Source organism: Streptococcus oralis subsp. oralis, assembly GCF_000960035.1.
Classification (GTDB): Bacteria; Bacillota; Bacilli; order Lactobacillales; family Streptococcaceae; genus Streptococcus; species Streptococcus oralis_G.
Map to the genome: position 1 here is coordinate 1,012,297 of NZ_JYGR01000005.1, position 23,422 is coordinate 1,035,718.

Here is a 23,422-nt window from a genome sequence, read left to right on the forward strand (position 1 = left end):
CCTTATTGGACGTTGCTTGTCAAGTTAGACAAAAGACGTTCAAATGAATATTCATAGGTTTGGATGTCTCCTGCACCCATAAAGACGTAAACAGCATTGTCATGGTCTAGGAGTGGAGAAACATTTTCAACAGTAATAACCTGGTGTTTCTTGTTGATTTTATTAGCTAAGTCTTCTACTTTGACATCACCATGGTCCACCTCACGAGCTGATCCATAGATTTGCGCTAGGTAGACGGCGTCTGCTTGATTCAATGCATGGGCAAATTCGTCCAACAAGGCAATGGTTCTTGTAAAGGTATGCGGTTGGAAGACTGCCACGATTTCCTTGCTTGGATATTTTTGACGAGCCGCATCCAAGGTTGCAATGATTTCTGTTGGATGGTGGGCAAAGTCATCAATGATCACTGTATCATTGACAATTTTCTCAGTGAAACGACGCTTAACACCTGCAAAAGTTTTCAAGTGTTCACGCACTAAGTTCAAATCAAAGCCAGCTGTGTAAAGAAGACCAATAACAGCTGTCGCATTCATGATATTGTGACGACCAAAGGTTGGAATGTGGAATTGACCCAATTCTTGTCCACGGAAATGAACGGTGAAGGTCGAACCAGTTGTTGAACGAAGGAGATCACTAGCTACAAAGTCATTGCCCTCAGCTTCAAACCCATAGTAATAGATTGGTGCATTGGCTGTAATCTTACGCAACTCAGGATCTTCACCGTATACAAACAAACCTTTGGTAATTTGTTTGGCATAGTCGTTAAAGGCATTGAAAACATCCTCTAGACTTGTAAAGTAGTCTGGATGGTCAAAGTCAATGTTGGTGATGATAGAATATTCTGGGTGGTAAGGCATGAAATGGCGCTCATATTCGTCTGATTCAAAGACAAAATATTTAGCATTGGCCGAACCGCGACCTGTCCCGTCACCAATCAAGAAGCTGGTATCTGTGATATGAGACAAAACGTGAGACAACATCCCAGTCGTTGATGTCTTACCATGCGCTCCTGCAACCCCCATGCTGACAAAGTCACGCATAAAGCTACCTAGGAATTCATGGTAACGTTTGTAGCTGATACCATTTTGATCTGCATAGGCGATTTCAACGTTGTTATCTGGACGGAAGGCATTCCCCGCGATAATCTCCACATCACCTTGTAAGTTCTTTTCATCAAAAGGAAGAATCGCAATCCCTGCCTGCTCTAGTCCACGTTGAGTAAAGTAATATTTTTCAACATCTGAACCTTGAACCTTGTGTCCCATTTGGTGCAACATCAAGGCTAGGGCACTCATCCCTGATCCCTTGATTCCAATAAAATGATATGTTTTTGACATGCTTTTCCCCCCTACTCAGTTATTCTTGTCAGATTCAACTCTTGGGCAACCTGACGTTCCTGTTCCGTTTGCTTATTCTTTTTATTATAGATTTGACTCTTCTTTAGAAAATCGTAGTTGTTCTTTTTACCTTTTTCCGTTTGGTTTTTCGGAGTTGGATTCGCCACTTGGCCAACACCCTCAGCTAAGATATAGTGAGACTGGCTCAAGTTTTTACTAAATTTGGCAAACTCACCTGGATTTTCCTTTTGAAATGGTGCTGTTGGTTGGTTTCCTTGACGAACAAGTGTTGAACCATTGTGTCGTCTAGTATGACTAACATCCTGAGTCAAATACTTGGCTGAACGTTTCTTCTTCAAGTCCGCACGCGCCTCTTCTCGAGCCAATTCAGCATACGTTTTTTCAACTTTTTTAGGTTCTGGACTTGGCTTTGACTCCTTATTAACCACTGGAGAAACTACGGTTTCTTCCTCATTGATAGGAGACCATTCCAAATGGTTCTTATCGCGGTAATCACCTTTGATATTGCTAATAAAGTCTGACTCATCGTACAAGTCCATGACTGGCATTTTGGTCAGCATGATCTCATCATCTGACACCAATGGAAATCGATCTTGTTTCATTTTGTATTTCCTTTCAACACTTCATTATAGCGTATTGTCTTGATTTTTCAAGTGCTGGCTTCAGAAATTCCCAAAATTTCACGAATTTCTGCCAGACTGAGACTCGCACGCGACTCCGTACCATCTAAAACTTGGGAAACCAAATGTTTCTTTTGTTCTTGAAGTTCTTGGATTTTTTCTTCAATGGTCCCCTTGGTAATCAAACGATAGACCTCGACCATCTGCTCCTGCCCCATGCGGTGTGCTCTTCCGATAGCCTGGGCTTCGACAGCGGGATTCCACCAAAGGTCAACTAAAATAACCGTATCAGCTCCCGTTAGATTGAGACCAACACCACCCGCCTTAAGGGAGATGAGAAAGGCATCTCTTTCCCCTTGGTTAAAGGCCTTGGTCATCTCCTGTCTGTCATGAGCAGGAGTTGAACCTGTGATTTTGAAGGAGGTCAAGCCCAAGTCTGGGAGTTCTTGCTCGATTTTTTCCAACATTTCTTTGAACTGGGAGAAAATCAAGACCCGATGCCCACCATCAGCCACTTGTAGCAATAAATCTCGAAGACTATCCAATTTACCACTAGCTCCTTGGTAATCGTCCATGAAGAGAGCTGGCGTATCGCAGATCTGGCGCAAACGCATGAGTCCAGATAAGATTTCTACCCGACTTCTTTGGAATTCTTGATCTGTCACTTGCGCTAGGCGGTCTCGCATCTGTTGCAACTGGGCGAGATAGATGGCCTTCTGTTGGTCTTCCAGTTCATTTTTATAGACGACTTCGATCAGGTCAGGTAGTTCTGTAAGAACTTCTTCTTTCTTACGCCTCATGACGAAAGGCTTGATAAACTGCGCGACTCGGTCAGCCGGTAATTTCATAAACTCCTTTTTACTTGGCAAGAGCCCCGGTAGCACAATTTGGAAGATAGACCACAACTCTCCTAAATGATTTTCGATGGGCGTACCTGACAAAGCAAAGACTGCCGGCACCACAAACTGGCGCAAACTCTGAGCAATCTTGGTTTGGGCATTTTTCATGACCTGGGCTTCATCTAAGAAGAGAAAATCAAAAGCCATCTCTTGATAAAGTTCGCTGTCTTGACGAAAGGTGGCATAGCTAGTCACATAGATTTGGTGATTTTCAGAAAGAATTGCTTCTCGATTCGCTTTCAAACCATGAACGACAGCCAAATCTAACTGTGGGGCAAATTTTCTAAATTCATCTGCCCAATTGTAGATCAAACCTGACGGCGCCAAAATCAAGACTCGACTATCTTCTGTCACCTGACTGGTCAAAAAAGCGATGGTTTGCAGTGTTTTTCCCAGTCCCATATCATCGGCTAGGATGCCACCAAAACCATAGTGATGAAGCATCTGGAGCCAACGAACACCCTTTTCCTGGTAGTCTCTCAAACTCGCCTGCACCCGTATATCTCCCAAAGGAAAGTCCTCTGGATGGGTCAAATCATGAGCTAAATGCCGAAATTCTTCCGAGAAGGAGATCCTGTCTCGACCTTCAAACAACTGAGACAAACTGTAAGCTAGGGATTTCCGAGCCTGAAAAGAACCATCTTTTAGCTCAACCCCCAGTTCCTGCAAATTTTGACGAATCTGCTTGGTTTCCTCATCAAAAAAGTACACTTGGTCAGAAGAACTGATATAGAAATCCTGATTGCTGGTCAGGGCTTTAAGAGCTTGATCAATCTCTTCTTGTGCAATCCCTTGGAAATCAAATTGAATTTCCAACAGTCCTCCCTTGGACTCAATCTGAACCTGAGGAGCTTGGACGCTGTAGAGCTGATTCATCTCATCAGACAAAAAAACCTGACCCAACTTCTCAAAAGCTGGAATCGTATGGTGAAAGAAAGAATAAACTGCCTCTGGCTTCAAAGCCTGTCTCCAAGACTGAAAATCAGCCTCAAAACCAGCCCCTAAACAGACTTGAAATAGCTGATTTTCCAAGACGGCATCGCTTGAAAATGGTAATTTTTCCAGCTGTTGACGACTAGTTACCTTAACATCTCCATAGTCAAACTGGATATCCAAACGGATGCGGCCGTCATTCTCCCTATCAAAGTAAAAGATTGGTGAAAAGGGTCTAATTTGCAAGCGCACAGGAGCAGAAACTGTACCCAGCTGTCCAAATAAAGGAAGACAGGCGGCCAGACGGTCACGATCACTGTTGTCAAACTGGAGGCATTTTCTCCCTCTTTCCTCCTGAGGGAGCTCTTTGATTTCCTTTAGGAGGCTGATTTGTTTAGGGTTTAAGAGATAAAGATTCCCCTTACGAAAGAGAACTGCCCCTCCATAGAATACGTTAACTCGCTCACTTTCAGAAATCTCCATCTCAAAATAATCGGGATACTCCTGCACAGCAAAAGAGAAAAGGTTTGCTTCTGGATCTAAATCATGAAAGAGAAGATTTTCATAACTAGTAATCTGGTGCTCAAAATGAAAATCTTCCAAGTTCATCAGCAACTCCACTCCCTGCTCAAAAAAGGTCAGAGGGAAAAAGAGGTGACGACCTTGATTGGGGAAAAAGAGGTCTTGACTCAGTCCCTCCTCAATCAAGCCACATAAAAAAGTAAGAACTTCTTGACTAGCTGTATCAAAAGCATCCCAAGACAAGTCATTTTCATAGTGTTTCCCAATCATATATGGCTTTCGATGAACCAAGATCTTCAAAAAGAGAGGGATGTCACGAATGACATAATATTTTTGACTATCAATTAAACCGATTCGGAGTGTCCAAAGGAGGCGATTGGTCCCAGCTTCCACCTGACCTTGAGCCGACAAAGTGTAGATTTTCTCTCGCTTCTGAGGTTGGATCCGCTCCAAAAAACTACCGCCAAAACTAACCTTGGTTTCGACCTTTTCTTGCTCTTCATGTCCTTTTTCTAAGGCTTGTAAAATCACCTGGCCTTCTTCATCATTTTTCAGATAATGCTCGAGCGCTGCGAGGTGAACACAATAACCTCTTTTTTGGAAAAAATCGCAAGCACAAAAAACTAGATCATCCTCTAAACTGTAGCGTAAGTCTTCTCCCGCGACACGTGTATAGAGACAATTCCCTTTTTCCTTGATAATCTCAATATTGCCCGTTTCATAGAGAGTAACCCCCTCCATGCGCAACTTTCCCGGAATCAATTTAGCCATAGTTACCCCTTTATCTTATCTTTTCATTATACCACATTTTCCCCTACGAAAATAGCCTTCTAGGAAGACTTTTCTCCTAGAAGGCTGGATTTTTAAAGTGTAGCAAAAGTGGTCACGATACGTTGGCAAACTTCTTCCAGTACGGACTTCGGCATAGCTACATTGAGGCGGGCATGAAGAGTTCCCTCCTCCCCAAAGTCCAAACCTCGGTTCAAGATAACCTTGGCTTCATTCTTCAAAAGCTCTTGCAAGCGGTCATCCGTTAGGTCATAGGCTGAAAAATCAAGCCAGATCAAGTAGGTACCTTGTGGTTTCATGACCTTAATCTTGGTTTCGTTGCCCAAAATATCCACTACATAGTTAATGTGGTCCTCGATGACTTCTTTTAACTCTCCTAACCAGTCCTTACCATAACGGTAGGCAGCTTCTGTCGCCAAATACCCCAAGCCTGAGATTTCATGTTGGTTATTGGCCAACTGGCGTTTTTGGAAAGCCACACGAAGCTTTGGATTTTCAATAACTGCATAGGAATTCTTGGTCCCAGCAATATTAAAGGTTTTAGTGGCACTGCTCAAGATAAGGGCAAAGTCTTTAAAGGCGGGATCAATGGTGTTAAAAGACTGGTGTTTGTGACCAAAGAGGGCCAAATCTTGGTGAATCTCATCTGAAACCAACAAAACACCATGTTTTTGGCAGAGATGACCAATCTTTTCTAACACTTCCTTTTCCCAAACACGTCCACCAGGATTGTGGGGATTGCAAAGGATATAGAGTTTGACATCCTCTCCCACCAATTCCTTCTCCAGCTGGTCAAAGTCAATCTCAAACAGCCCGTCCTTTTCCACCAAAGAATTGGTAATCAATCTGCGATTGTTCAGTTTGACACTGCGGGCAAAAGGTGGATAGACCGGTGTGTTAATCAGAACAGCCTCTCCTTCTTTTGTAAAGGCTTGAATAGCTGTTGAGATAGCTGGTACCACTCCCTCTATAAAGACGAGGGCATCCTTGTCAAAGTGATAGCCGTGTTGACTAGCTTCCCAGTTCTGAACCGACTCAATCAAAGCATCACTAGCATAGGTATAGCCATAGACCAACTGATCTGCGTAGGCTTGTACAGCTTGTCGAACCTCAGGCAAAACCACAAAGTCCATATCTGCTATCCAGGCTGGTAGAACTTCTCGGTCAGCTTCTGCTTCTTTCCATTTATAGGTATGGTGCCCAAAACGATTGGGCAGGCTTGTAAAATCATATTTTCCCATATCTATCTTATCCTTCCAAAGCTTGGCGCAAGTCCGCAATCAAATCTCTAGCATCTTCAATCCCAATGGATAAACGCAAGAGGTCATCTGTTAAGCCATAGGAATGGCGCACTTCTGCTGGAATATCCGCATGGGTTTGAGTCGTCGGATAGGTGATCAGACTCTCCACCCCACCTAAACTCTCAGCAAAAGAGAAAACCTTGAGGCTATTTAAAATATGAGGAATTCGACTTTCATCAGCCACTTTAAAGGAAATCATTCCCCCACGACCAGTATAGAGAACTTCCTTGACTGCAGGTGAACCTTTCAGATAGGCCACAATTTCTCGCGCATTAGCTGTCGAACGCTCCATACGCAGTGACAAGGTCTTAAGACCACGAATCAACTGATAACTATCAAATGGAGACAAGACCGCACCTGTCGTATTGAGATTGTAGAACAGTTGTTCATATAGTTCTAAACTATTAGTCACAACTACCCCAGCCAAAACATCATTGTGCCCTGCTAGATATTTGGTAGCCGAATGAAGAACAATATCTGCACCGTCTTCAATCGGTCGTTGGTAAATTGGGCTGTAGAAGGTATTGTCCACCACTACCTTGGCACCCTTGTCATGAGCTAGTTTTGCCAGTTTTGCAATATCAAATTCCAACATCAAGGGATTGGTTGGCGTTTCGATATAGAGAACATCCACATCATTTTCCAGCTCAGCAATCAACTCTGCTTCAGTATTGGCATAGGTAAAATGGAAACGACCTTCCTGCTCCACTTGGTTGAACCAACGGAAAGAACCACCATAAAGGTCTCGAACTGCCAAGACTTTACTTCCTACAGGAAAGACACTAAAGGCCAGTACAATCGCAGACATACCTGAACTCGTTGCTAGTGCATAGTCTGCTGATTCAATCGCCGCCAATACTTCCTCCGCCTTACTGCGAGTTGGGTTTTTGGTACGAGTATAGTCAAAGCCCGTAGACTGACCGAACTCTGGATGCTGATAAGTGGTTGAAAAATGAAGCGGTGTTACCAAGGCACCTGTAGTCTCATCTGACTTGATCCCAGCCTGGGCCAAAATTGTGTTGATGTGTAGTTCTTTGCTCATACAATACCTCCAAATCTATAGTAACTATTGTACCACTTATTTTCACTAACTCATTTTCTTGTTTTCAAGAGCTAGTTATAGTTTCAAACTATATAAAAACGATAGTTCCTTGAGAAACTATCGTTTTTCCTGTTGAATAGACTGGTTATTTAACGTGTTTTGCCAGTTCTTCTTGGGCTTTTTTATTTGATTCTTCTTTTTCTTTTAGCCATTTTTCTTTAGCTTTTTCATACTCATCAGCCGTTACAGTCTTATCTTGTAACTTGAGATACTTGTATGATTCGACACCCTTATTTCCAGCTTGTGAGAATGGTGATGAGAATGGAACTGTCTTTCTCAAGGTCGGTGTTCCACCCTGAGAAACGTTTGGAATTGCAAGGGCGCTATCAACGAGCCAAGCTTGAATTTCAGCATATTTTTCATAACGTTTTGCTGGATCTTGCTCCTTGTTCGCTTCTTCTAACATTTGAGTGTAAGTATCCAGACCAACTGCCTTAGCCTTGTCATTGACCTCACCTGGTTCTAGACCAATGTTTTGCAACATACCACCGTTATTGACATTTAAGATATCAAGATAACTTGATGGATCCAAGTAGTCCGCACTCCAACCGCCATTATAGATATCAAAGTCTTTTTGAGCTGCAGTTTGAGCTAGGTAGCTAGAGTTGTCAAAGTCATCTGTTGATAGCTGTTGGATATCGATAACCACATTCTCAGCTCCTAGAACAGATTCGATGGATTGTTTCAAAGAGCTTGCTTCAAGTACACCTTTTTTAGCTGATTGGTCTACAGATACATCCAAGTGGATTGGAAATTGCACACCCTTAGCTTCCAATTCTTTCTTAGCTTCTGCAAATTTAGCTTTAGCCTTGTCAGGATTGTAGTATGGATCTTGCGCATCTGCAAAGTTGATTCCTTGCCATTCTTGGCCATAGTTGACCATCTTTTCTGAAACAACATCGCCAAAGTCTTTTCCGTTGATACTTACAAATGTTGGAGGTACAACCAAGTTACGAATAATCTTTGTTGCTCCGTCCTCCCCTTGAGATTGTGCTCCATAGGCTGTACGGTTATAAGCATAGTTGAAGGCTTGACGGAAGTTTTTATTCAGAACTGCTTCTTGGGTTGATTTCTTTTCGATATCTGAAGATTTAGACGTGAAGTTATAAGACTTTCTGTCCAAGTTGAAGTTCAAGTAATAAGAAGTTGCATTTTGCATACTATAGATGATGTTATCCTTGTTCTTCTCTTTAATTCCTTCAAAGCTTGAGCTATTTGGATAGAGACGCGCGTAGCTATAGACTCCTTCTACAAAGTTACGTGCTAGTGCATCTTGGTCACTACCATCATAATAGGCCAATTTCACATCATCCACAAAGACATTTTTTTCATCCCAGTAGTTGGGATTTTTCTTGAATTCGATAACAGATTTTGAAACAAACGATTTCATCAAGAAAGGTCCATTGTACAAAATACTAGAAGGGTCTACCTTACCAAAGTCATCCCCTTTTGATTTTAAGAAATCTGCATTGACAGGGAAGAGAATGGTTGAAGTTGTTTTAGAATTCCAATAAGATTCTGGACGTGTCAAAGTGTACTGAACTGTTTGGTCGTCAATCGCCTTAACACCGACAGTTGAAAAGTCAGTTGTTTTCCCGTTGATATAGTCATCCAAACCTGCTACAGAGTCTTGAACAAGGTACAAGGCTTCGGATTTTTTATCAGCAGCATATTTCAAACCTGTCACAAAGTCTTGGGCCGTTACAGGGGCGTATTCTTCACCCTCATAAGTATACCATTTTGCATCCTTACGCAATTTGTAAGTATAGGTCAAACCGTCCTGGGAAACAGTCCAATCCTCTGCCAATGATGGAACATAGTTACCGTATTGGTCATTTTCCATCAACCCATCCACCAAATTGGTCACGATGTCATTGGTTGTTGCACGGTTTTCAGCAAGATAGTTCAAACTAGATGGATCGCTCGAATAAACATAGTTATATGTTTTAGTAGCGCTACTTGAATTTCCACATGCGCTCAGTAAGATACCTGCGCTTAACACGACACTTGCAAGTGTCAGATACTTGGCCTTAGACTTTTTCATTTCCAGAACCTCCTGTTTAAAAGTTTTGTCTTATTATACAGCTTTGGTTTTATTTAGTCAAGTGATTTCTGAAGAAAAACTTAAAAAAACATATTTTTTGCTCTTAATTTTAGAAAAAGTTCTCTTTTTTTAAGAAAAATGTAGTATAAAAACCTTTCTGTTAAAGAAAGGTAAAATTTATTACTTTTATTTATAAATCTTTTTACGATATTTTCAATCGTGTACGTAGTCTGTCTGCTTGAGCTTTGCCGATTATCTTGTCCAGGAGTCGTGTCCGTAGGCTCATCAAACCATAAAGACCTCCTCCAAGCCCTCCGATGAGAGCCACATAAAGGAAACTCCAAAAACGTCCACTTGGTTGGAAGACAAAACCGAGTAGCCACTGCAAGAAGCCAACTAGGATAAACATGACAAGGGTCAAGATGGTAATCAAAATGGTTCGCTTCAAGATTATCTTTCGACGAGCACCCGTTACCTGGCAGATGTCTCGGTACATCAGGACATTCGGAATAATCAAACCGATAGTCGTTGAAATCAAGGGACCATAGCTATGGAAAATAGCAATGGTTGGCAATTGCAAGACAATCTTAGCAATGGAACCATAGATGAAGTATAGAACTGCCTTGCGGTTTCGGAACATGGCCTGAAGCATAGGAGACAAGACCATATACAAGCCTAGGATAGTAGACTGCAAAACTGCAAAGACAAACAAGCCCATGGCCAGACTATCTGGCTTACCGTAAAAGACTGTATAAAGAGGCTCCCCTACCATGACCACTCCAACCGTTGCCGGTAGTAGAAATAAGAAGAGCATGGTAAGGCTATCTTGGACTAGGCGAGCCGCCGCCTGCAAGTCGCCTTTTACATAGTTTTCCGTCAACAGTGGCAAACCAACACTACCAATGGAAACCCCTACAGAGATTAAAATCATGGTAATTTTATTAGGATTGGCAGAGAAATAAGAAAACATGACAACCAAGTCTTCATTACTGTAGTTGGTAAACCACTTCATACTATTGATAAAGGTCATCTGGTCTAAAATCTGGAAGAGCTGGATGGCTGATCCTGTCAGGATAAAGGGAATGGCTTCCTTGATGGTATCAACCAAAAGTCGCTTACTATTGATCTTATCCCGTGTTTCAAAAACTCTTTTGAGCAAACCTTCTTGGGCAAGGAAGTAAATCAAAACTGCAAAACTTGCCACCATCCCCACAAAGGCTGCAAAGGTTGACTGAGTAACGGCTGATAAGTAATCACCAGAACCCATCTTCATAATGAAGAAGGTTGCCATCAACATCCAGATGACACGGATCACCTGCTCAGCGATTTGACTCATAGCATAGGGTTTGAGGTTATTCATCCCTTGGAAGAAACCTCGAATGACACTCATAGATGGGAAAATCAAGACTGCCCAAGCCAAGCTCTGCATGATGGGAATCAGGTCTTTCCCCACACCTGACAAATCTGCTAACCAGGGAGAAAAGAGATACAAGACCAAAGCAAAGACTAAGCCTAAGCCCGTCATAAAGCTTAGGAAACTCCGAATCAAGGCAAAGCTATGCTCTTCTTCTCGCATGGTATTGTACTTAGCCACTTGTTTGGCGACCGCAACTGGGATACCCGCTGTCGAAATCAGCAAAAACCAGGCGTAAATATTGTAGCCCATGGTAAAGAGTCCATTTGCCTTAGCAGCATAGGTCCCCATCCAGATATACCAGGGAATAATGTAGATAGCACCAAGGAGGCGACTAATAAAGTTACTAGCTGTTAGCCAAGCAGTCCCTCGCAACATCTGGGCTTGCTGGTGATTGTTTTCGTTAGACATAGCTTCCTCATTCAATTTTGATAACTAGGAAAAGTTCCTTATCTTCCATTATAAACTTTTCCTTGTTACTTGTAAAATTCGGGCTTGAAGTTTATAATAGAAAGTATGATTAAGATTGAAACCGTATTAGATATTTTAAAGAAAGATGGCCTTTTTCGCGAGATTATTGATCAAGGACATTACCACTACAACTACAGTGAAGTTGTTTTTGATAGCATCAGTTACGACAGCAGAAAAGTAAAAGAAGGGACTCTTTTTTTTGCAAAAGGTGCTGCCTTTAAAAAAGAATACCTCCTATCCGCTATAAGTCAGGGTTTAGCCTGGTACGTTGCCGAAAAGGACTACGAAGTCGGTATCCCCGTCATCATTGTGAACGATATCAAAAAAGCCATGAGTTTGATTGCTATGGAATTTTACGGTAATCCACAAGAAAAACTTAAAATTCTCGCTTTTACAGGGACAAAAGGAAAGACAACAGCTGCTTACTTTGCTTACCACATCCTATCTCAACGCTACCCAACAGCTCTCTTGTCAACTATGAACACAACTCTGGATGGCGAGACCTTCTTTAAATCTTCCTTCTCAACGCCTGAAAATATCGATCTTTTCGACATGATGGCTCAGGCTGTTAAGAATGGAAGAACCCATCTTGTAATGGAAGTCTCTAGCCAAGCCTATCTTGTTCATCGAGTCTATGGCCTGACCTTTGATGTAGGTGTCTTTCTTAACATCACTCCTGACCATATCGGTCCGATTGAGCATCCTAGCTTTGAAGACTACTTCTATCACAAACGTCTCTTGATGAAAAATAGCCGAGCAGTTGTCATTAACAGCGACATGGACCACTTTTCTGTATTGAAAGAACAAGTAGAAGATCAAGAACATGACTTCTATGGTAGCCAGTCAAGTAACCAAATCGAGAACTCCAAAGCCTTTAGCTTTTTCGCTACAGGTAAACTCGCTGGTGATTATGATATCCAACTCATCGGCCACTTTAACCAAGAAAATGCAGTTGCTGCAGGACTTGCCTGTCTTCGTCTAGGTGCCAGTCTGGAGGACATCAAAAAAGGGATCGCTACAACCCGCGTCCCTGGACGTATGGAAGTTCTCACTCAGAAAAATGGAGCCAAGGTCTTCATCGACTATGCCCACAATGGCGATAGTCTGAAAAAACTGATTTCTGTTGTTGAAACCCATCAAACTGGAAAGATTGCTCTGGTTCTCGGTTCGACTGGAAACAAGGGCGAAAGCCGTCGTAAGGACTTTGGTCTTCTCCTCAATCAACATCCTGAGATTCAAGTCTTTCTAACTGCGGATGACCCCAACTATGAAGATCCAATGGCCATTGCTGAAGAAATTAGCAGCTATATCAGTCATCCTGTTGAAAAGATTGCCGATCGTGAACAAGCCATCAAGGCGGCGATGGCCATCACAAATCAAGAACTCGATGCTGTGATTATTGCAGGCAAGGGAGCTGATTGTTACCAAATCGTCCAAGGAAAGAAAGAAGACTATCCTGGAGACGCAGCTATCGCAGAACGTTATCTATAAAAAAATCAAGGGAAACATTCCCTTGATTTTTTTAGTCTTCTTTCTTAAATGAATTTTTAAGACCTTCAACGACACCTTCTACAGCACCTTTAGCATCTTCTACAACTTCTTTTGCTTTGGCAACTGTTTTTTCTACAGCACCTTCTGCTTCTGTCTTGCTATCACCAGTAACTTTACCAAATCCTTCTTTGATAGCACCAGTTGCTTGATCCAATTTATTTTCAAGTGACATAGTTCTGTCTCCTTTGCTTTTAATACGATAAACGTTATCGCTTACATTTAGTTTATGCTTATTCTTTAGTAAAGTCAAACAATCTGCTCAAAATGAAGCAATTAAGGTAAATAGAAAATCAACCGTTCCTTGTCGAAATCAACAGCCAACTCATACTTCCCTTCTTCGTTTTGCACAATATAGCCCAAGACGACTAGACTCTCAACGAAGATATCACGGCGTTTCTGTATCAGCTGGTCTTTTTTGAGAAACTTCAGTAAAAAGGTCGTCATATACTTGAGGGCGTACTCAAGATTGACATCTCCCAAAATGGCATAGAGTTCCTGCTGTTTTTCTGTCAAAGGATATTGGTGCTTGACCTTGTAGAAATAATTAGACAGGGACATCTTTTCTCTTGCAAAGTCAGACTTTTCAACTAAGATAGCTGCATTGGTTTGATTGCGCAATTCTGTCTCAAAAGTCTTCTCTAGCAAGGCTTGATAAACTGGACTGTCCTCTCTGATAAAAATTTCTTGGTCAAGGGCTAAATTATCCGTAGATTCTAAAAAAGGGAGATTGAGATAATAGCGTTTGTTTTCCCTTAGGATCAAGCCTGCCTTGATAAACTCTTCCATCAGTTTATCAACTGCAACATCTGGAAACCGAGCCTTGATTTCTCGTAGAGTCACATCGTCATGCTGGTTCAGATAGTCCACCAAATCTATAAAAAATGGCTGCCGAGTCAAACGGGAGGGATTAAAAATCTGAATCATGAAGATTCCTTTCTTTACATTCTAAAAGGGGGGATGCTGCTAGTTGACTAGGATTGGTCCCTGGCTGATTCAGAGGCACAGGAAGTTCGAGTTTCCTGTAATAGTCCCTCCAAAAATCACTAATCTCCTGCTCTCCGTCCCCAAATTTCATGGGAATAGTTTCAAAAATCGGTAGGATTTCAGCGATATACTGGGAGCAATAAAAGCCATTCCCATCCGGATAAAAAGAGGCATTATAGGGTGCACCTAAATGTTTGCTAGCTCTCTCCTTCACCAAGTCAGCTTCCAGCTCTGGATAGACATAAAGGTCGTAAAGATGAGTCGGTTCAAAAAAATCAGCTGATTCTTGACAGATAACACCAACTTCACCAATTGCATGATAAACAAAACCGTCCAAAAAGATGGCTACATGACTATAGTTCCCAGTAGAAGCCTGGATGGCCTGCCCCATATCTGAAAGATACTTCACAAAGATCAAATCACCATTTTCTAACATCTTTCTCTCCTAGAAAAAAAGGAGCCGAAACCCCTTTAGCTATATGGAAAACACCGTTTTCTCGTGTCAATCTCCAGTCAAATAATTACCATTTAAATAATTCATTAACTATATTATAAGAATCACTCTAGCTGAAAATAATAAAGCAGACCCAAACTTCCAAAAGACAGAGCTAAGTATAGGATTCCTATTTGCAATCCATACAAATGCCAAAAACTACCACTAACTAAAATAAAAATCGATGTCTCAGCAACGAGGCGATGCCATTTTTTAAAAGCATGTGGAGATTTTGGTGCCATATATCGCGCCCAAAATAAGATTAATAGAACTGCTAGAAGAAAAAATAGGAATTTTTCCAGCCAAGAAATTTGTATCACAGACACGGAGAAAAGACCAAGGATTGCCACAACCTCAACCAAAAAGCGCAGTCCTTCAATCAATCGCATCATGCTATCACCTTCTATAAATAGTCAAATTAACAGTTCCAAATATTCATTAAGAATTACCCATTAAAGCTTTCAGTCAACTGTGGCACCACTTGTTTCTTACGTGAAACAGCACCTGGAAGGAAAGCGTGGTTGTTTTCAAGTTTGAAGTTGAAGGCAGCTTCAACCTTGTCCATGTTTGATCCAAGAGCCAGAATTTCAGAGTTTGAGTTGACGATGTCTGTAATCATCAAGACAAAATCTGAGTAGCCGTTTGCCGCATTAGCCGCTTGCATTGCTGCTTCGATTTCTGCTTGGCGTTCCAAGACTTCAGCAATATCAACTGTATTGACTTGGGCAACACGAACCTTATTTCCGTTGAGTTCAAAAGTCTTAGCATCGATATCAATCAATTCTTCAGCAGATTTACTAGCCAAATTAGTACCAGCCTTCAACATAGCGAGACCGTACTCTTCCAAGTTGACACCAGCTAATTCAGCCAATTCAGGAGCAATGACTTTGTCAGATGGGTGAGTTGTTGGAGATTTCAAAAGAAGAGTATCTGAAATCAAACCTGAAAGCATCAAACCTGCGATTTCTTTAGGAACAGCTACACCATGTTCTTTGAACATGCGGTAAACGATAGAAGACGCAGATCCAACTGGTTCCAAACGCATGTAAAGTGGGCTTGCAGTTTCAAAGTTAGCTACACGGTGGTGGTCTACAACACCGTAAACTTCTACTTCAGCGATATCTGAAACAGATTGTTGGAATTCATTGTGGTCTGTTAAGATAACTTGCTCTGCACCTTCTGCTTTAGCTGATGTGATGACGCGTGGTGCTTCTACACCAAAATAGTTCAAAACAAAAGCTGTTTCTTCATTAGGAGTTCCAAGTGCTACTGCTTCTGTGTCCAATCCATAAGCTTCTTTTGCAAGATAGGCAAAGGCTACAGATGACCCGATGGCATCTGAGTCTGGATTTTGGTGACCAAATACTAGAATCTTAGACATGATAATACCTCTTTAAATTTATTCATCTTATTGTAGCACTTTTTTCCTCTTTTGACAAAAGTAAGAGGAGCCAAAAGACTCCTCCTTAGACATCAATATGGTTGACTAGATTTTTCTCTTGATTTTCAGATAAAAATCGTTCTTTCTGAGGACGTTTCTTTCGTTTGAGGAGAGCTTCGGCAGACATGGCTTCTTTCTTACTGGCAAAACCCTCTACATAGATGAGTTTGACTGGCAAGCGAGCTCGGGTATACTTGGCTCCCTTACCACTATTATGAACGGCAAGGCGCCTCTTCACATCCGTTGTATAGCCCGTATAGTAAGACCCGTCGCGGCACTCCACCACGTACATATAGGCTTTATGATCCATAGTAAATCTCTTGAATTTCTGGTGTATAGGAACCATCATCATTGTGAACGATGAGAGGTGGCAAGACCATAAAGCCACTCGTCGAGCCATCCTTGATAGCTTCGATTAAGAGCATATTGGCCTCCTTCTCACGTTTAGGATAGACAAATTGCAGGCGCTTGGGTGCCAAATTATGGCGTTGAAGCATGTCTAGAATATCCAAAAGTCGATCTGGACGATGAACCATGGCCAAACGGCCATTAGACTTGAGAATACTCTGAGCACTACGGCAAATTTCTTTCAGGTTAGTCGTAATTTCGTGTCTGGCCAGAAGGTAATGTTCACTCTCGTTCAGATTAGAATGCGGATCCACCTTAAAATAAGGCGGATTGCACAAAATCATATCCACCTTACTTCCCTGAATGTGGGCAGGCATATTTTTCAAATCATCACAGATGACCTGCATCTGCTCTTCCAAGCCATTCAACTGAACCGAACGCTCTGCCATATCCGCCAAACGCTCCTGAATTTCTACAGAGAGAATTTTTGCCTTGGTACGACTACTTGCAAAAAGTCCCACTGCACCATTTCCAGCACAAAAGTCCACAATTAAACCCCGTTTAGGGAAGCGAGGAAAGCGTGACAAGAGAACACTATCCACCGAATAGCTAAACACCTCTCTATTTTGGATGATTTTTATATCTGTTGAAAAGAGCTGATTGATTCGCTCTCCTGGTTTTAATAATTGTTCTTCTTTCATACTTTCATTATAACAAATTATATTAATATTACAAATGATTTAGATAATCGTATTTATGGCTTCTTCTTTAAATGCTCTAATGCCTCACGCGTCCAAACAGGCATCATTCGGGCAAGAGGAGCAAAACCATGCTTGATCCGATCATTTGAAAAACGTCTCCGTCTTGGCAATTGATGTTTTTCTTCCTCCAAAGTACGGATAGAAAGACTAGCCTTCCCAGTGTATTCATCAAAATCCACCACCTGAACTTGGACTTCATCGCCAATTTTTAAAATGTCATAGATATTTTCAATAAATCCCGTCCGAATCTCCGAGATGTGAATCAGCCCTGTCACCCCTGTCTCTAACTCGACAAAGGCACCATAGGGCTGAATTCCTGTAATACGCCCAGTTAGCTTATCACCAATTTTCATTCTAGTCCTCAATTTCAATCGTTTCAATTACTACATCTTCAACTGGTTTGTCCATTGCACCAGTCTCAACAGCTGCAATGGCATCCAAGACCGCAAACGATTCTGCATCTACCAATTGCCCAAAAACAGTATGGCGACGGTCAAGGTGAGGAGTTCCACCTTGTTCTGCATAAATCTCAGCGATTGGTTCAGGCCAGCCACCACGAGCAATCTCTTTCTTAGAATATGGCAAATGTTGGTTTTGAACGATAAAGAACTGGCTACCATTGGTATTTGGACCAGCATTGGCCATAGAAAGGGCACCACGGATATTATAAAGTTCTTCAGAAAATTCATCTTCAAAAGAGTCGCCATAGATTGACTCTCCCCCCATACCAGTACCAGTTGGGTCTCCACCTTGGATCATAAAGTCCTTGATAATTCGGTGGAAAATCACACCATCATAGTAACCGTCTTTTGACAGAGCAACAAAGTTAGCCACTGTTTTAGGAGCATGTTCAGGGAAGAGCTTGATACGCAAGTCTCCGTGATTTGTCTTAATGGTCGCAAGAGGACCTTCTACTGTTTCAATGTCTACTTGTGGGAAATGCAATTCTTTTTCTACCATACCAAATCCTTCTAAGGCATCAAAAATGCCATCTTCTTCTACTGTTTTTGTAATATAATCTGCTTTTTCTTTGATTTTTTCGTGAGAAATACCCATAGCAATACTGATTCCAGCATAATCAAAGAGTTCCAAGTCATTGAGACCATCCCCAAAGACCATGACATTCTCTGGTTTCAAGCCTAGGTGTTCTACAACCTTGGCTACACCAGTTGCTTTGGATCCTGAAATCGCTACGATATCAGATGAATGTTCATGCCAACGCACCATGCGAAGTTTACCAGAGAGACTATCTGGTAACCGCAAGTCATCCCCTTTTTCCTCAAAGGTCCACATCTGGTAAATATCTGCTTTTTCATGAAAGTCAGGATCCACATCCAAGTTTGGATAAATCGGATCAATAGCCTCACTAATCAGTTCTGTTCGCGTAGAAAGTTTGGCATCATGACTACCAACCAAGCCGTACTCAATTCCCTCTTCCTTCGTCCAAGAGATATACTCCTCAACATCTGACTTGTCAATCTGATGCTGATAAATGACCTGGCCTTTTTTATCTTCGATATAAGCCCCATTTAGGGTTACAAAAAAGTCAGGTTTGAGCTCACGAATCTCTGGAACAACACCGAAAATACCTCGACCAGAGGCGATTCCTGTTAAAATTCCTTTTTCACGCAACTGTTTAAAGACAGTGGGAATTGTAGCTGGAATAAAACCTGTCTTTGACGTACGCAAGGTATCATCAATATCAAAAAAGATGATTTTAATCTTCTTTGCCTTGTATTTTAATTTCGCATCCATCTCTCTACCTCTTTTTTATCACTCTTTCCATTATACCATAAAGCTGATGAAATTCCTTTTTTGAAAAAAGATGAAAATCCTATCAAAAAGAGAGCTAGTAAAACTAGCCCTCCCTTTTCATCCTAGAACATCTCTAGAGCAATCATGGTAATCATCGTTGCATCATAGTAGTTGTCCAAAGGTAAATCTTGTGTGAAAATGTATTTATTTTGCTGAAGAAGTTTCAGATAACCTTCTCCCTTGTCAGATGCATAGGTAATCGGTGCCAAGAAACTACTTGCCTGGTATTGATTGAGGGCCGTTCCGTTCAAGTCATAACCAGCATAAATGCGTTGCTCTTTCATAAAGAAATCCATCATCTTTTGAACGAGTTTTTGGCTTCTTTCATCCTGACTCTGAGACAAGTGATAAGGCAAACGGCAAGCGTTATAAGAGTACGCCCCATCATATTGAGATTCGATTGTGTTGGCATCAACAAGACGTGCCCCAGACTTCTCAGCCCAGATAAAGTCTGGCAAGAGACCCGTATCAGAATGAGAACTGATTTGCTCTAGTTGGCCAAGCATCTTATCCTTAACATCTAACCACTGTTTATTTCCAGTCAGGTCATAGAAAGATTGGAAATAGTGAGGTAAGGTGTCAGAAGTCCGCATCAAGTAATAATAATCGGAATCCTTGTTCGCCCAGTTCCCTACTGTTAGGACACCTGTCTCTTCATTGTAATTGTATTTAAGGATATCATCTAATATTTTTTTAGCTTGCGCTTGGTATTCCTGTGCTTTATCAGGCCACTGCTTGGCAGCTTCAATCAAAGAATAAGCGATGTAGAGATCCCCATCAGTTGCGTTCTGCTTCTCAACCGTTTCACTACCATTTGTGATCACTTGCTTCCAAGACATCAACTGCGTTCCCTCGATACGATGATTTTGGTAATAGCGATAAAGGCTTTCATAATCTGCTTGTGTTGCTTGCCCTTTTTGGGCTGCTAAAACCGTTATGAGCATGCCGTAACTCTGGGCTTCTGATAAAACTGTTGTTTCCTCAGAATCATTCGTCGTACGAACATAAGACTGATCGCCTTTTGTAACAAGGAACTGTTGGCTCCATTGGCTGTAAATTCGATTACGCATCTCGATTTTAGTCCTTCCTCTTGCCAAAAACAAGGTTAAACAAAAGATAGAAAGGATGAGCACAAACCATACATATTTTAATTTATTCGTTTTCATAGAACCTCCTATCCTGCAAATCGCTTGGTTTTAACCCACTTGGTTTCTTTTCGTCGGAGTATCTTGTCCAGAACGATTGAAGAAATGGAATCAATGGAAACAACGATAAACATCTGTGCATAAGTGAAATAGGCAGCCAAAGCCAACCAGATTTGCTTTGTAGTAGCTTGTCCAAATTGACTTGCCAATGCTGTCATAATTTGCATCAAATAGAGACCAATCATGAGAATCCAGTTAAAGAGCATGAGCTGGGCGATGTAGATATTGTCCGCATCAAAAGCAAATGGAACCCTAACATCTGGGAAGAAAAGATTAAGGCAGATCGCTAGCACATTCGCTAGGAAAATCAAATCCGATAGAACAATGGCAAAGTTAAACCAAAAGAAAACACAAGAATAGTTAAAGACTTCTAGTTTAACGCGCCAGTTTGCTCTGCCAAATAGATGCTTAAAGTTTGAGAGAACAACTTCATAATTTCCTTTTGCCCAGCGTTTCCGTTGCATATAGTAACTCTTTAAGGTCTCAGGTTCTTGTTGGAAAGCCTCTGAATTATAGGCAAGGGCAATCAATTTACCACTCTGCATGATTTTGAAAGAAATATCGGTATCCTCGGTTAAGGCACCATTTTTCCAACCACCGATACTCTTTACAAAGTCGGTTTGAATGATAAAGTTGGTTCCTGGAATACGCCCAATTTTAAAGAGATGCCACATTCCAACGTGGTGCACGCGCTGAGTAACAACGATTTCTTGGTTAATACAACGAGTCAAGAAATTTTGATTAGCATTTCGAGTCTTGTTGCGACCGAAAGATGCCACGTGACGTTCTGGGTCCTTCATCACTTCTTTGACAAGGAAATAAAGGGCGTTCTTTTCAAGCATGGCATCCGCATCATAGACACAGATGTATTCACCTGTTGCCATCTCCAAAGCATCGTTTAGAACGCCCGCTTTTCCTCCCGTACCAGTACGATCAATAATAGTCAGATTTCTTCCTGCATATTCAGGCATGGCTTGTACAGACAAACATTCTGCATAGGTGTTATCCGAACAGTTATCCGCAAATAAGAGCAATTCCACACGGTCGTGAGGATAATTCATGTCCAAGATAGCTTTTGCCGTTTGGGCAATAACCACATCCTCATTATGAGCAGGAACAACAATCGTTACCTTAGGATAATAAGGTAGTGGCGAAGTGTCTACACGAAAATCACTGTGTTTAAACCAAAAGTGTACTGCCGAAAAGAGAATTACCAATCCCCAAGCTAGAGAAATCCAAATTGTAAGCAAGGTAAAAATCATTAACATTTGACTAATCATGATTCACCGCCTTAAAATTTTTGTTCACTCGATGGTAAAGAATATTGTATGCAATAAATAATATGATAAAACAAATGCCAAAGGTGAGACTGAGTCCCAAAGCAATACCAAAAAATAGTTCGGTTAAAGTCATGTTTCCCTCCTAATATTCTACAATTACATCTGTCTCTAGTTGACGTTTGAGATGACTGGCAACATCTGCGTAGTCTTGGTATTTATCTTTATTATCAGAGTTAATCACCAAATAGCCTGTTTGGAACTGAATTCCTTGATTGCCATCTTCTCCATGAAAAACTAAACTGCTCAGTTTCTCCTGCAAACCACTAAAGTAAAGTTCCTTCAAAGAATGTTGGTTAGTACTCGATAGAACGAGAAAATTACCATCCGAAACGTAATAGAGCTTATCATTGTAACTCAATTCCTGAGCAATCACCTCTTGAATTCGACTGAGCATCTGGTTATGTTCTTTGGGTTTAATCTGGAAGAACAAATCTTCATGTGCCCAATGAATCAATAGAGATTGAACCGTAACATCACTTTGTTCAGTGACCATAGCTTGGTAATCTGCTCGAGCTTCGTCTTCCTGTTCTTGGACCTTTGAGACCACCTTGAAGAAATAATAACGAACCTTAAGTAGAATCCCAATCAAAAGTGGAAAACTGATTAATAAGAAGATCAGTTGAATGATTGGGATATAAACCACACCCGCAACCAAAACGATAAGTCCAAAACCAAATGCTAAGATAAGGGTCCAAGTAAGTAAAAGGTCAGATAATACCAACACTGCAAACAAGGCTAAAGCTAAAAACAAGATTTGTTCTAAAATGATTGCTCGAGCATACAAAAAACAAAGCACCAAAAGAATGACCTCACAGGCAAGCAAAGCCATAAGCCAGTTTTTAAATTGACTCCAATTTTTCATTTTATCTTATTTCCCCCCTTTGAATTCAGATACAGAAGTCGCTGCCCCAAAGTACTGTTGAATGGATTGTACGATTCGTTCAGAGGCGCTTCCATCTCCATAAGGATTTGGTGCCTGAGACATTTGTCCATAAAGAGTTTCATCTGTTAAGAGTGCTGCCATCGCTTCTTTCACACGTACTGGATCCGTACCAACTAGCTTCAAAGTACCTGCTCTTACTCCTTCTGGACGTTCCGTCGTGTCACGAAGGACAAGGACAGGTTTGCCGAGAGAAGGCGCTTCTTCCTGAACACCTCCAGAGTCAGTCATGATAAAATAGCTTCTTGAAGCCAAATTATGAAAATCAAGTACATCTAAAGGCTCAATCAAGTGAATACGATCGTGACCAGCTAAGATATCGTTTGCTGCTTCTTGCACAGCAGGGCTAAGGTGAACAGGATAAACAACCTCAATTTCCTGATGAAGATCGACCATCTCACGTAAAGCTGTAAAGACATTTCTCATTGGTTGACCTTGATTCTCACGACGGTGCATGGTTACCAATACAAGTTTCTTATCTGGATCCAATTGATCTAGAACTTCATGATAGTAATCCGATTGAACGGTTAGTTTCAAGGCATCAATGGCTGTATTTCCCGTAATGACAATAGCAGACTCAGGGTGATTTTCCTTGAGAAGATTTTCTTTACTCTCACTAGTTGGAGCAAAATAGAGATCCGCAAGATTATCTGTCATCTGACGGTTCATTTCTTCTGGGAAAGGAGAATACTTATCAAAGGTCCTTAGCCCGGCTTCAACGTGGCCGATACGTACCTGATTATAGAAAGCAACTAAACTTGCTGCAAAAGTTGTTGTTGTATCTCCATGAACAAGAATTATATCTGGAAGTTCTTGCTTAACAACTGGATCAAACTTTTCTAAAATTTTTCCAGTAATATCTAAAAGGGATTGATTTTTCCCCATAATATCCAGGTCATAATGTGGCTCGATGCTAAAAGTTTCAAGAACTTGATCAAGCATTTGACGGTGCTGAGCTGTCACAACTATGATTGTCTCAATGCTGTCACTATGTTTTTGCAATTCTAACACTAAAGGGGCCATTTTAATAGCTTCTGGTCGTGTTCCAAAAACAACCATCACTTTCAGTTTCTTCATTACGCTATCCTTCT

Annotated in this window: 21 protein-coding genes; 1 reads left to right on the top strand and 20 read right to left on the bottom strand. The window is 41.3% G+C overall.

Annotated elements, in window-relative coordinates; all coding sequences use genetic code 11:
* Nucleotides 1-2: 2 nt before the first annotated feature.
* The 7 genes from murC to TZ92_RS08270 form a co-directional block, all read right to left on the bottom strand.
* Nucleotides 3-1,337, bottom strand: a complete 1,335-nt coding sequence (murC, locus tag TZ92_RS08240) for a UDP-N-acetylmuramate--L-alanine ligase (protein ID WP_000048081.1) — start codon at nt 1,335-1,337, stop codon at nt 3-5.
* Nucleotides 1,338-1,348: 11 nt separating this feature from the next.
* A complete protein-coding gene (zapJ, locus tag TZ92_RS08245; protein WP_033630019.1) occupies nt 1,349-1,960 on the bottom strand; it encodes a divisome accessory protein ZapJ in 612 nt (203 codons plus the stop codon).
* A gap of 47 nt (nt 1,961-2,007) precedes the next feature.
* Nucleotides 2,008-5,103, bottom strand: coding sequence for a pilus expression-regulating Snf2 family helicase (locus tag TZ92_RS08250; RefSeq protein WP_033630020.1), 3,096 nt, complete (start codon nt 5,101-5,103; stop codon nt 2,008-2,010).
* A 92-nt stretch (nt 5,104-5,195) separates the two neighbouring features.
* The gene (locus tag TZ92_RS08255; RefSeq protein ID WP_033630021.1) at nt 5,196-6,362 is read right to left on the bottom strand and encodes a MalY/PatB family protein; all 1,167 of its coding nucleotides are present in this window, start codon (nt 6,360-6,362) and stop codon (nt 5,196-5,198) included.
* Between the two features lie 7 nt (nt 6,363-6,369).
* Nucleotides 6,370-7,464, bottom strand: coding sequence for a cystathionine gamma-synthase (locus TZ92_RS08260; protein WP_033630022.1), 1,095 nt, complete (start codon nt 7,462-7,464; stop codon nt 6,370-6,372).
* Between the two features lie 145 nt (nt 7,465-7,609).
* Nucleotides 7,610-9,568 (bottom strand): peptide ABC transporter substrate-binding protein, encoded by a 1,959-nt coding sequence (locus TZ92_RS08265; RefSeq protein WP_033630023.1) that lies wholly within the window; start codon nt 9,566-9,568, stop codon nt 7,610-7,612.
* Nucleotides 9,569-9,770: 202 nt separating this feature from the next.
* On the bottom strand, nt 9,771-11,393 hold the full coding sequence (locus TZ92_RS08270; RefSeq protein ID WP_000064205.1) for a putative polysaccharide biosynthesis protein: 1,623 nt from the start codon (nt 11,391-11,393) through the stop codon (nt 9,771-9,773).
* Nucleotides 11,394-11,498: 105 nt separating this feature from the next.
* On the opposite strand from TZ92_RS08270, the gene TZ92_RS08275 reads away from it, so the two are divergent.
* Complete coding sequence (locus tag TZ92_RS08275) at nt 11,499-12,944, top strand: UDP-N-acetylmuramoyl-L-alanyl-D-glutamate--L-lysine ligase (RefSeq protein WP_033630024.1); 1,446 nt, start codon at nt 11,499-11,501, stop codon at nt 12,942-12,944.
* A gap of 31 nt (nt 12,945-12,975) precedes the next feature.
* Here TZ92_RS08275 and TZ92_RS08280 read toward each other — a convergent pair whose 3' ends face one another.
* From TZ92_RS08280 to wecB, 13 genes are all read right to left on the bottom strand, one after another.
* Entirely contained in the window at nt 12,976-13,176 is a 201-nt protein-coding gene (locus tag TZ92_RS08280; RefSeq protein WP_033630025.1) for a CsbD family protein, read from the bottom strand.
* A gap of 101 nt (nt 13,177-13,277) precedes the next feature.
* On the bottom strand, nt 13,278-13,928 hold the full coding sequence (locus TZ92_RS08285) for a DUF1803 domain-containing protein (protein WP_033630026.1): 651 nt from the start codon (nt 13,926-13,928) through the stop codon (nt 13,278-13,280).
* The gene (locus TZ92_RS08290; protein WP_033630027.1) at nt 13,912-14,424 is read right to left on the bottom strand and encodes a YiiX/YebB-like N1pC/P60 family cysteine hydrolase; all 513 of its coding nucleotides are present in this window, start codon (nt 14,422-14,424) and stop codon (nt 13,912-13,914) included. The genes TZ92_RS08285 and TZ92_RS08290 overlap by 17 nt, the downstream gene beginning before the upstream one ends.
* 122 nt (nt 14,425-14,546) lie before the next feature.
* Entirely contained in the window at nt 14,547-14,873 is a 327-nt protein-coding gene (locus TZ92_RS08295) for a DUF2568 domain-containing protein (protein WP_000985025.1), read from the bottom strand.
* 53 nt (nt 14,874-14,926) lie between these two features.
* The gene (locus TZ92_RS08300; RefSeq protein WP_000036036.1) at nt 14,927-15,862 is read right to left on the bottom strand and encodes a manganese-dependent inorganic pyrophosphatase; all 936 of its coding nucleotides are present in this window, start codon (nt 15,860-15,862) and stop codon (nt 14,927-14,929) included.
* 85 nt (nt 15,863-15,947) lie between these two features.
* Nucleotides 15,948-16,232, bottom strand: coding sequence for a GIY-YIG nuclease family protein (locus tag TZ92_RS08305; RefSeq protein ID WP_033630028.1), 285 nt, complete (start codon nt 16,230-16,232; stop codon nt 15,948-15,950).
* Nucleotides 16,222-16,971 carry a tRNA1(Val) (adenine(37)-N6)-methyltransferase gene (locus tag TZ92_RS08310; RefSeq protein WP_033630029.1) on the bottom strand — a complete coding sequence of 250 codons (750 nt, stop codon included), beginning with the start codon at nt 16,969-16,971 and terminating at the stop codon, nt 16,222-16,224. The genes TZ92_RS08305 and TZ92_RS08310 overlap by 11 nt, the downstream gene beginning before the upstream one ends.
* 53 nt (nt 16,972-17,024) lie before the next feature.
* Nucleotides 17,025-17,384, bottom strand: a complete 360-nt coding sequence (locus TZ92_RS08315) for a S1 RNA-binding domain-containing protein (protein ID WP_000689618.1) — start codon at nt 17,382-17,384, stop codon at nt 17,025-17,027.
* A gap of 1 nt (nt 17,385) precedes the next feature.
* Nucleotides 17,386-18,786 carry a bifunctional Cof-type HAD-IIB family hydrolase/peptidylprolyl isomerase gene (locus TZ92_RS08320; RefSeq protein ID WP_033630030.1) on the bottom strand — a complete coding sequence of 467 codons (1,401 nt, stop codon included), beginning with the start codon at nt 18,784-18,786 and terminating at the stop codon, nt 17,386-17,388.
* A gap of 122 nt (nt 18,787-18,908) precedes the next feature.
* Complete coding sequence (locus TZ92_RS08325; protein ID WP_033630031.1) at nt 18,909-20,012, bottom strand: family 8 glycosyl hydrolase; 1,104 nt, start codon at nt 20,010-20,012, stop codon at nt 18,909-18,911.
* Between the two features lie 8 nt (nt 20,013-20,020).
* On the bottom strand, nt 20,021-21,331 hold the full coding sequence (locus TZ92_RS08330) for a glycosyltransferase family 2 protein (protein ID WP_033630032.1): 1,311 nt from the start codon (nt 21,329-21,331) through the stop codon (nt 20,021-20,023).
* A gap of 142 nt (nt 21,332-21,473) precedes the next feature.
* On the bottom strand, nt 21,474-22,253 hold the full coding sequence (locus TZ92_RS08335) for a hypothetical protein (protein ID WP_033630033.1): 780 nt from the start codon (nt 22,251-22,253) through the stop codon (nt 21,474-21,476).
* Between the two features lie 6 nt (nt 22,254-22,259).
* A complete protein-coding gene (wecB, locus tag TZ92_RS08340; RefSeq protein ID WP_033630034.1) occupies nt 22,260-23,408 on the bottom strand; it encodes a non-hydrolyzing UDP-N-acetylglucosamine 2-epimerase in 1,149 nt (382 codons plus the stop codon).
* Between the last annotated feature and the right edge of the window lie 14 nt (nt 23,409-23,422).

What these genes read in the sequence shown, in the direction of transcription:
- murC (WP_000048081.1), bottom strand. Translation starts at nt 1,337, where the DNA reads ATGTCAAAAACATATCATTTTATTGGAATCAAGGGATCAGGGATGAGT.
- zapJ (WP_033630019.1), bottom strand. Translation starts at nt 1,960, where the DNA reads ATGAAACAAGATCGATTTCCATTGGTGTCAGATGATGAGATCATGCTG.
- TZ92_RS08250 (WP_033630020.1), bottom strand. Translation starts at nt 5,103, where the DNA reads ATGGCTAAATTGATTCCGGGAAAGTTGCGCATGGAGGGGGTTACTCTC.
- TZ92_RS08255 (WP_033630021.1), bottom strand. Translation starts at nt 6,362, where the DNA reads ATGGGAAAATATGATTTTACAAGCCTGCCCAATCGTTTTGGGCACCAT.
- TZ92_RS08260 (WP_033630022.1), bottom strand. Translation starts at nt 7,464, where the DNA reads ATGAGCAAAGAACTACACATCAACACAATTTTGGCCCAGGCTGGGATC.
- TZ92_RS08265 (WP_033630023.1), bottom strand. Translation starts at nt 9,568, where the DNA reads ATGAAAAAGTCTAAGGCCAAGTATCTGACACTTGCAAGTGTCGTGTTA.
- TZ92_RS08270 (WP_000064205.1), bottom strand. Translation starts at nt 11,393, where the DNA reads ATGTCTAACGAAAACAATCACCAGCAAGCCCAGATGTTGCGAGGGACT.
- TZ92_RS08275 (WP_033630024.1), top strand. Translation starts at nt 11,499, where the DNA reads ATGATTAAGATTGAAACCGTATTAGATATTTTAAAGAAAGATGGCCTT.
- TZ92_RS08280 (WP_033630025.1), bottom strand. Translation starts at nt 13,176, where the DNA reads ATGTCACTTGAAAATAAATTGGATCAAGCAACTGGTGCTATCAAAGAA.
- TZ92_RS08285 (WP_033630026.1), bottom strand. Translation starts at nt 13,928, where the DNA reads ATGATTCAGATTTTTAATCCCTCCCGTTTGACTCGGCAGCCATTTTTT.
- TZ92_RS08290 (WP_033630027.1), bottom strand. Translation starts at nt 14,424, where the DNA reads ATGTTAGAAAATGGTGATTTGATCTTTGTGAAGTATCTTTCAGATATG.
- TZ92_RS08295 (WP_000985025.1), bottom strand. Translation starts at nt 14,873, where the DNA reads ATGATGCGATTGATTGAAGGACTGCGCTTTTTGGTTGAGGTTGTGGCA.
- TZ92_RS08300 (WP_000036036.1), bottom strand. Translation starts at nt 15,862, where the DNA reads ATGTCTAAGATTCTAGTATTTGGTCACCAAAATCCAGACTCAGATGCC.
- TZ92_RS08305 (WP_033630028.1), bottom strand. Translation starts at nt 16,232, where the DNA reads ATGGATCATAAAGCCTATATGTACGTGGTGGAGTGCCGCGACGGGTCT.
- TZ92_RS08310 (WP_033630029.1), bottom strand. Translation starts at nt 16,971, where the DNA reads ATGAAAGAAGAACAATTATTAAAACCAGGAGAGCGAATCAATCAGCTC.
- TZ92_RS08315 (WP_000689618.1), bottom strand. Translation starts at nt 17,384, where the DNA reads ATGAAAATTGGTGATAAGCTAACTGGGCGTATTACAGGAATTCAGCCC.
- TZ92_RS08320 (WP_033630030.1), bottom strand. Translation starts at nt 18,786, where the DNA reads ATGGATGCGAAATTAAAATACAAGGCAAAGAAGATTAAAATCATCTTT.
- TZ92_RS08325 (WP_033630031.1), bottom strand. Translation starts at nt 20,012, where the DNA reads ATGAAAACGAATAAATTAAAATATGTATGGTTTGTGCTCATCCTTTCT.
- TZ92_RS08330 (WP_033630032.1), bottom strand. Translation starts at nt 21,331, where the DNA reads ATGATTAGTCAAATGTTAATGATTTTTACCTTGCTTACAATTTGGATT.
- TZ92_RS08335 (WP_033630033.1), bottom strand. Translation starts at nt 22,253, where the DNA reads ATGAAAAATTGGAGTCAATTTAAAAACTGGCTTATGGCTTTGCTTGCC.
- wecB (WP_033630034.1), bottom strand. Translation starts at nt 23,408, where the DNA reads ATGAAGAAACTGAAAGTGATGGTTGTTTTTGGAACACGACCAGAAGCT.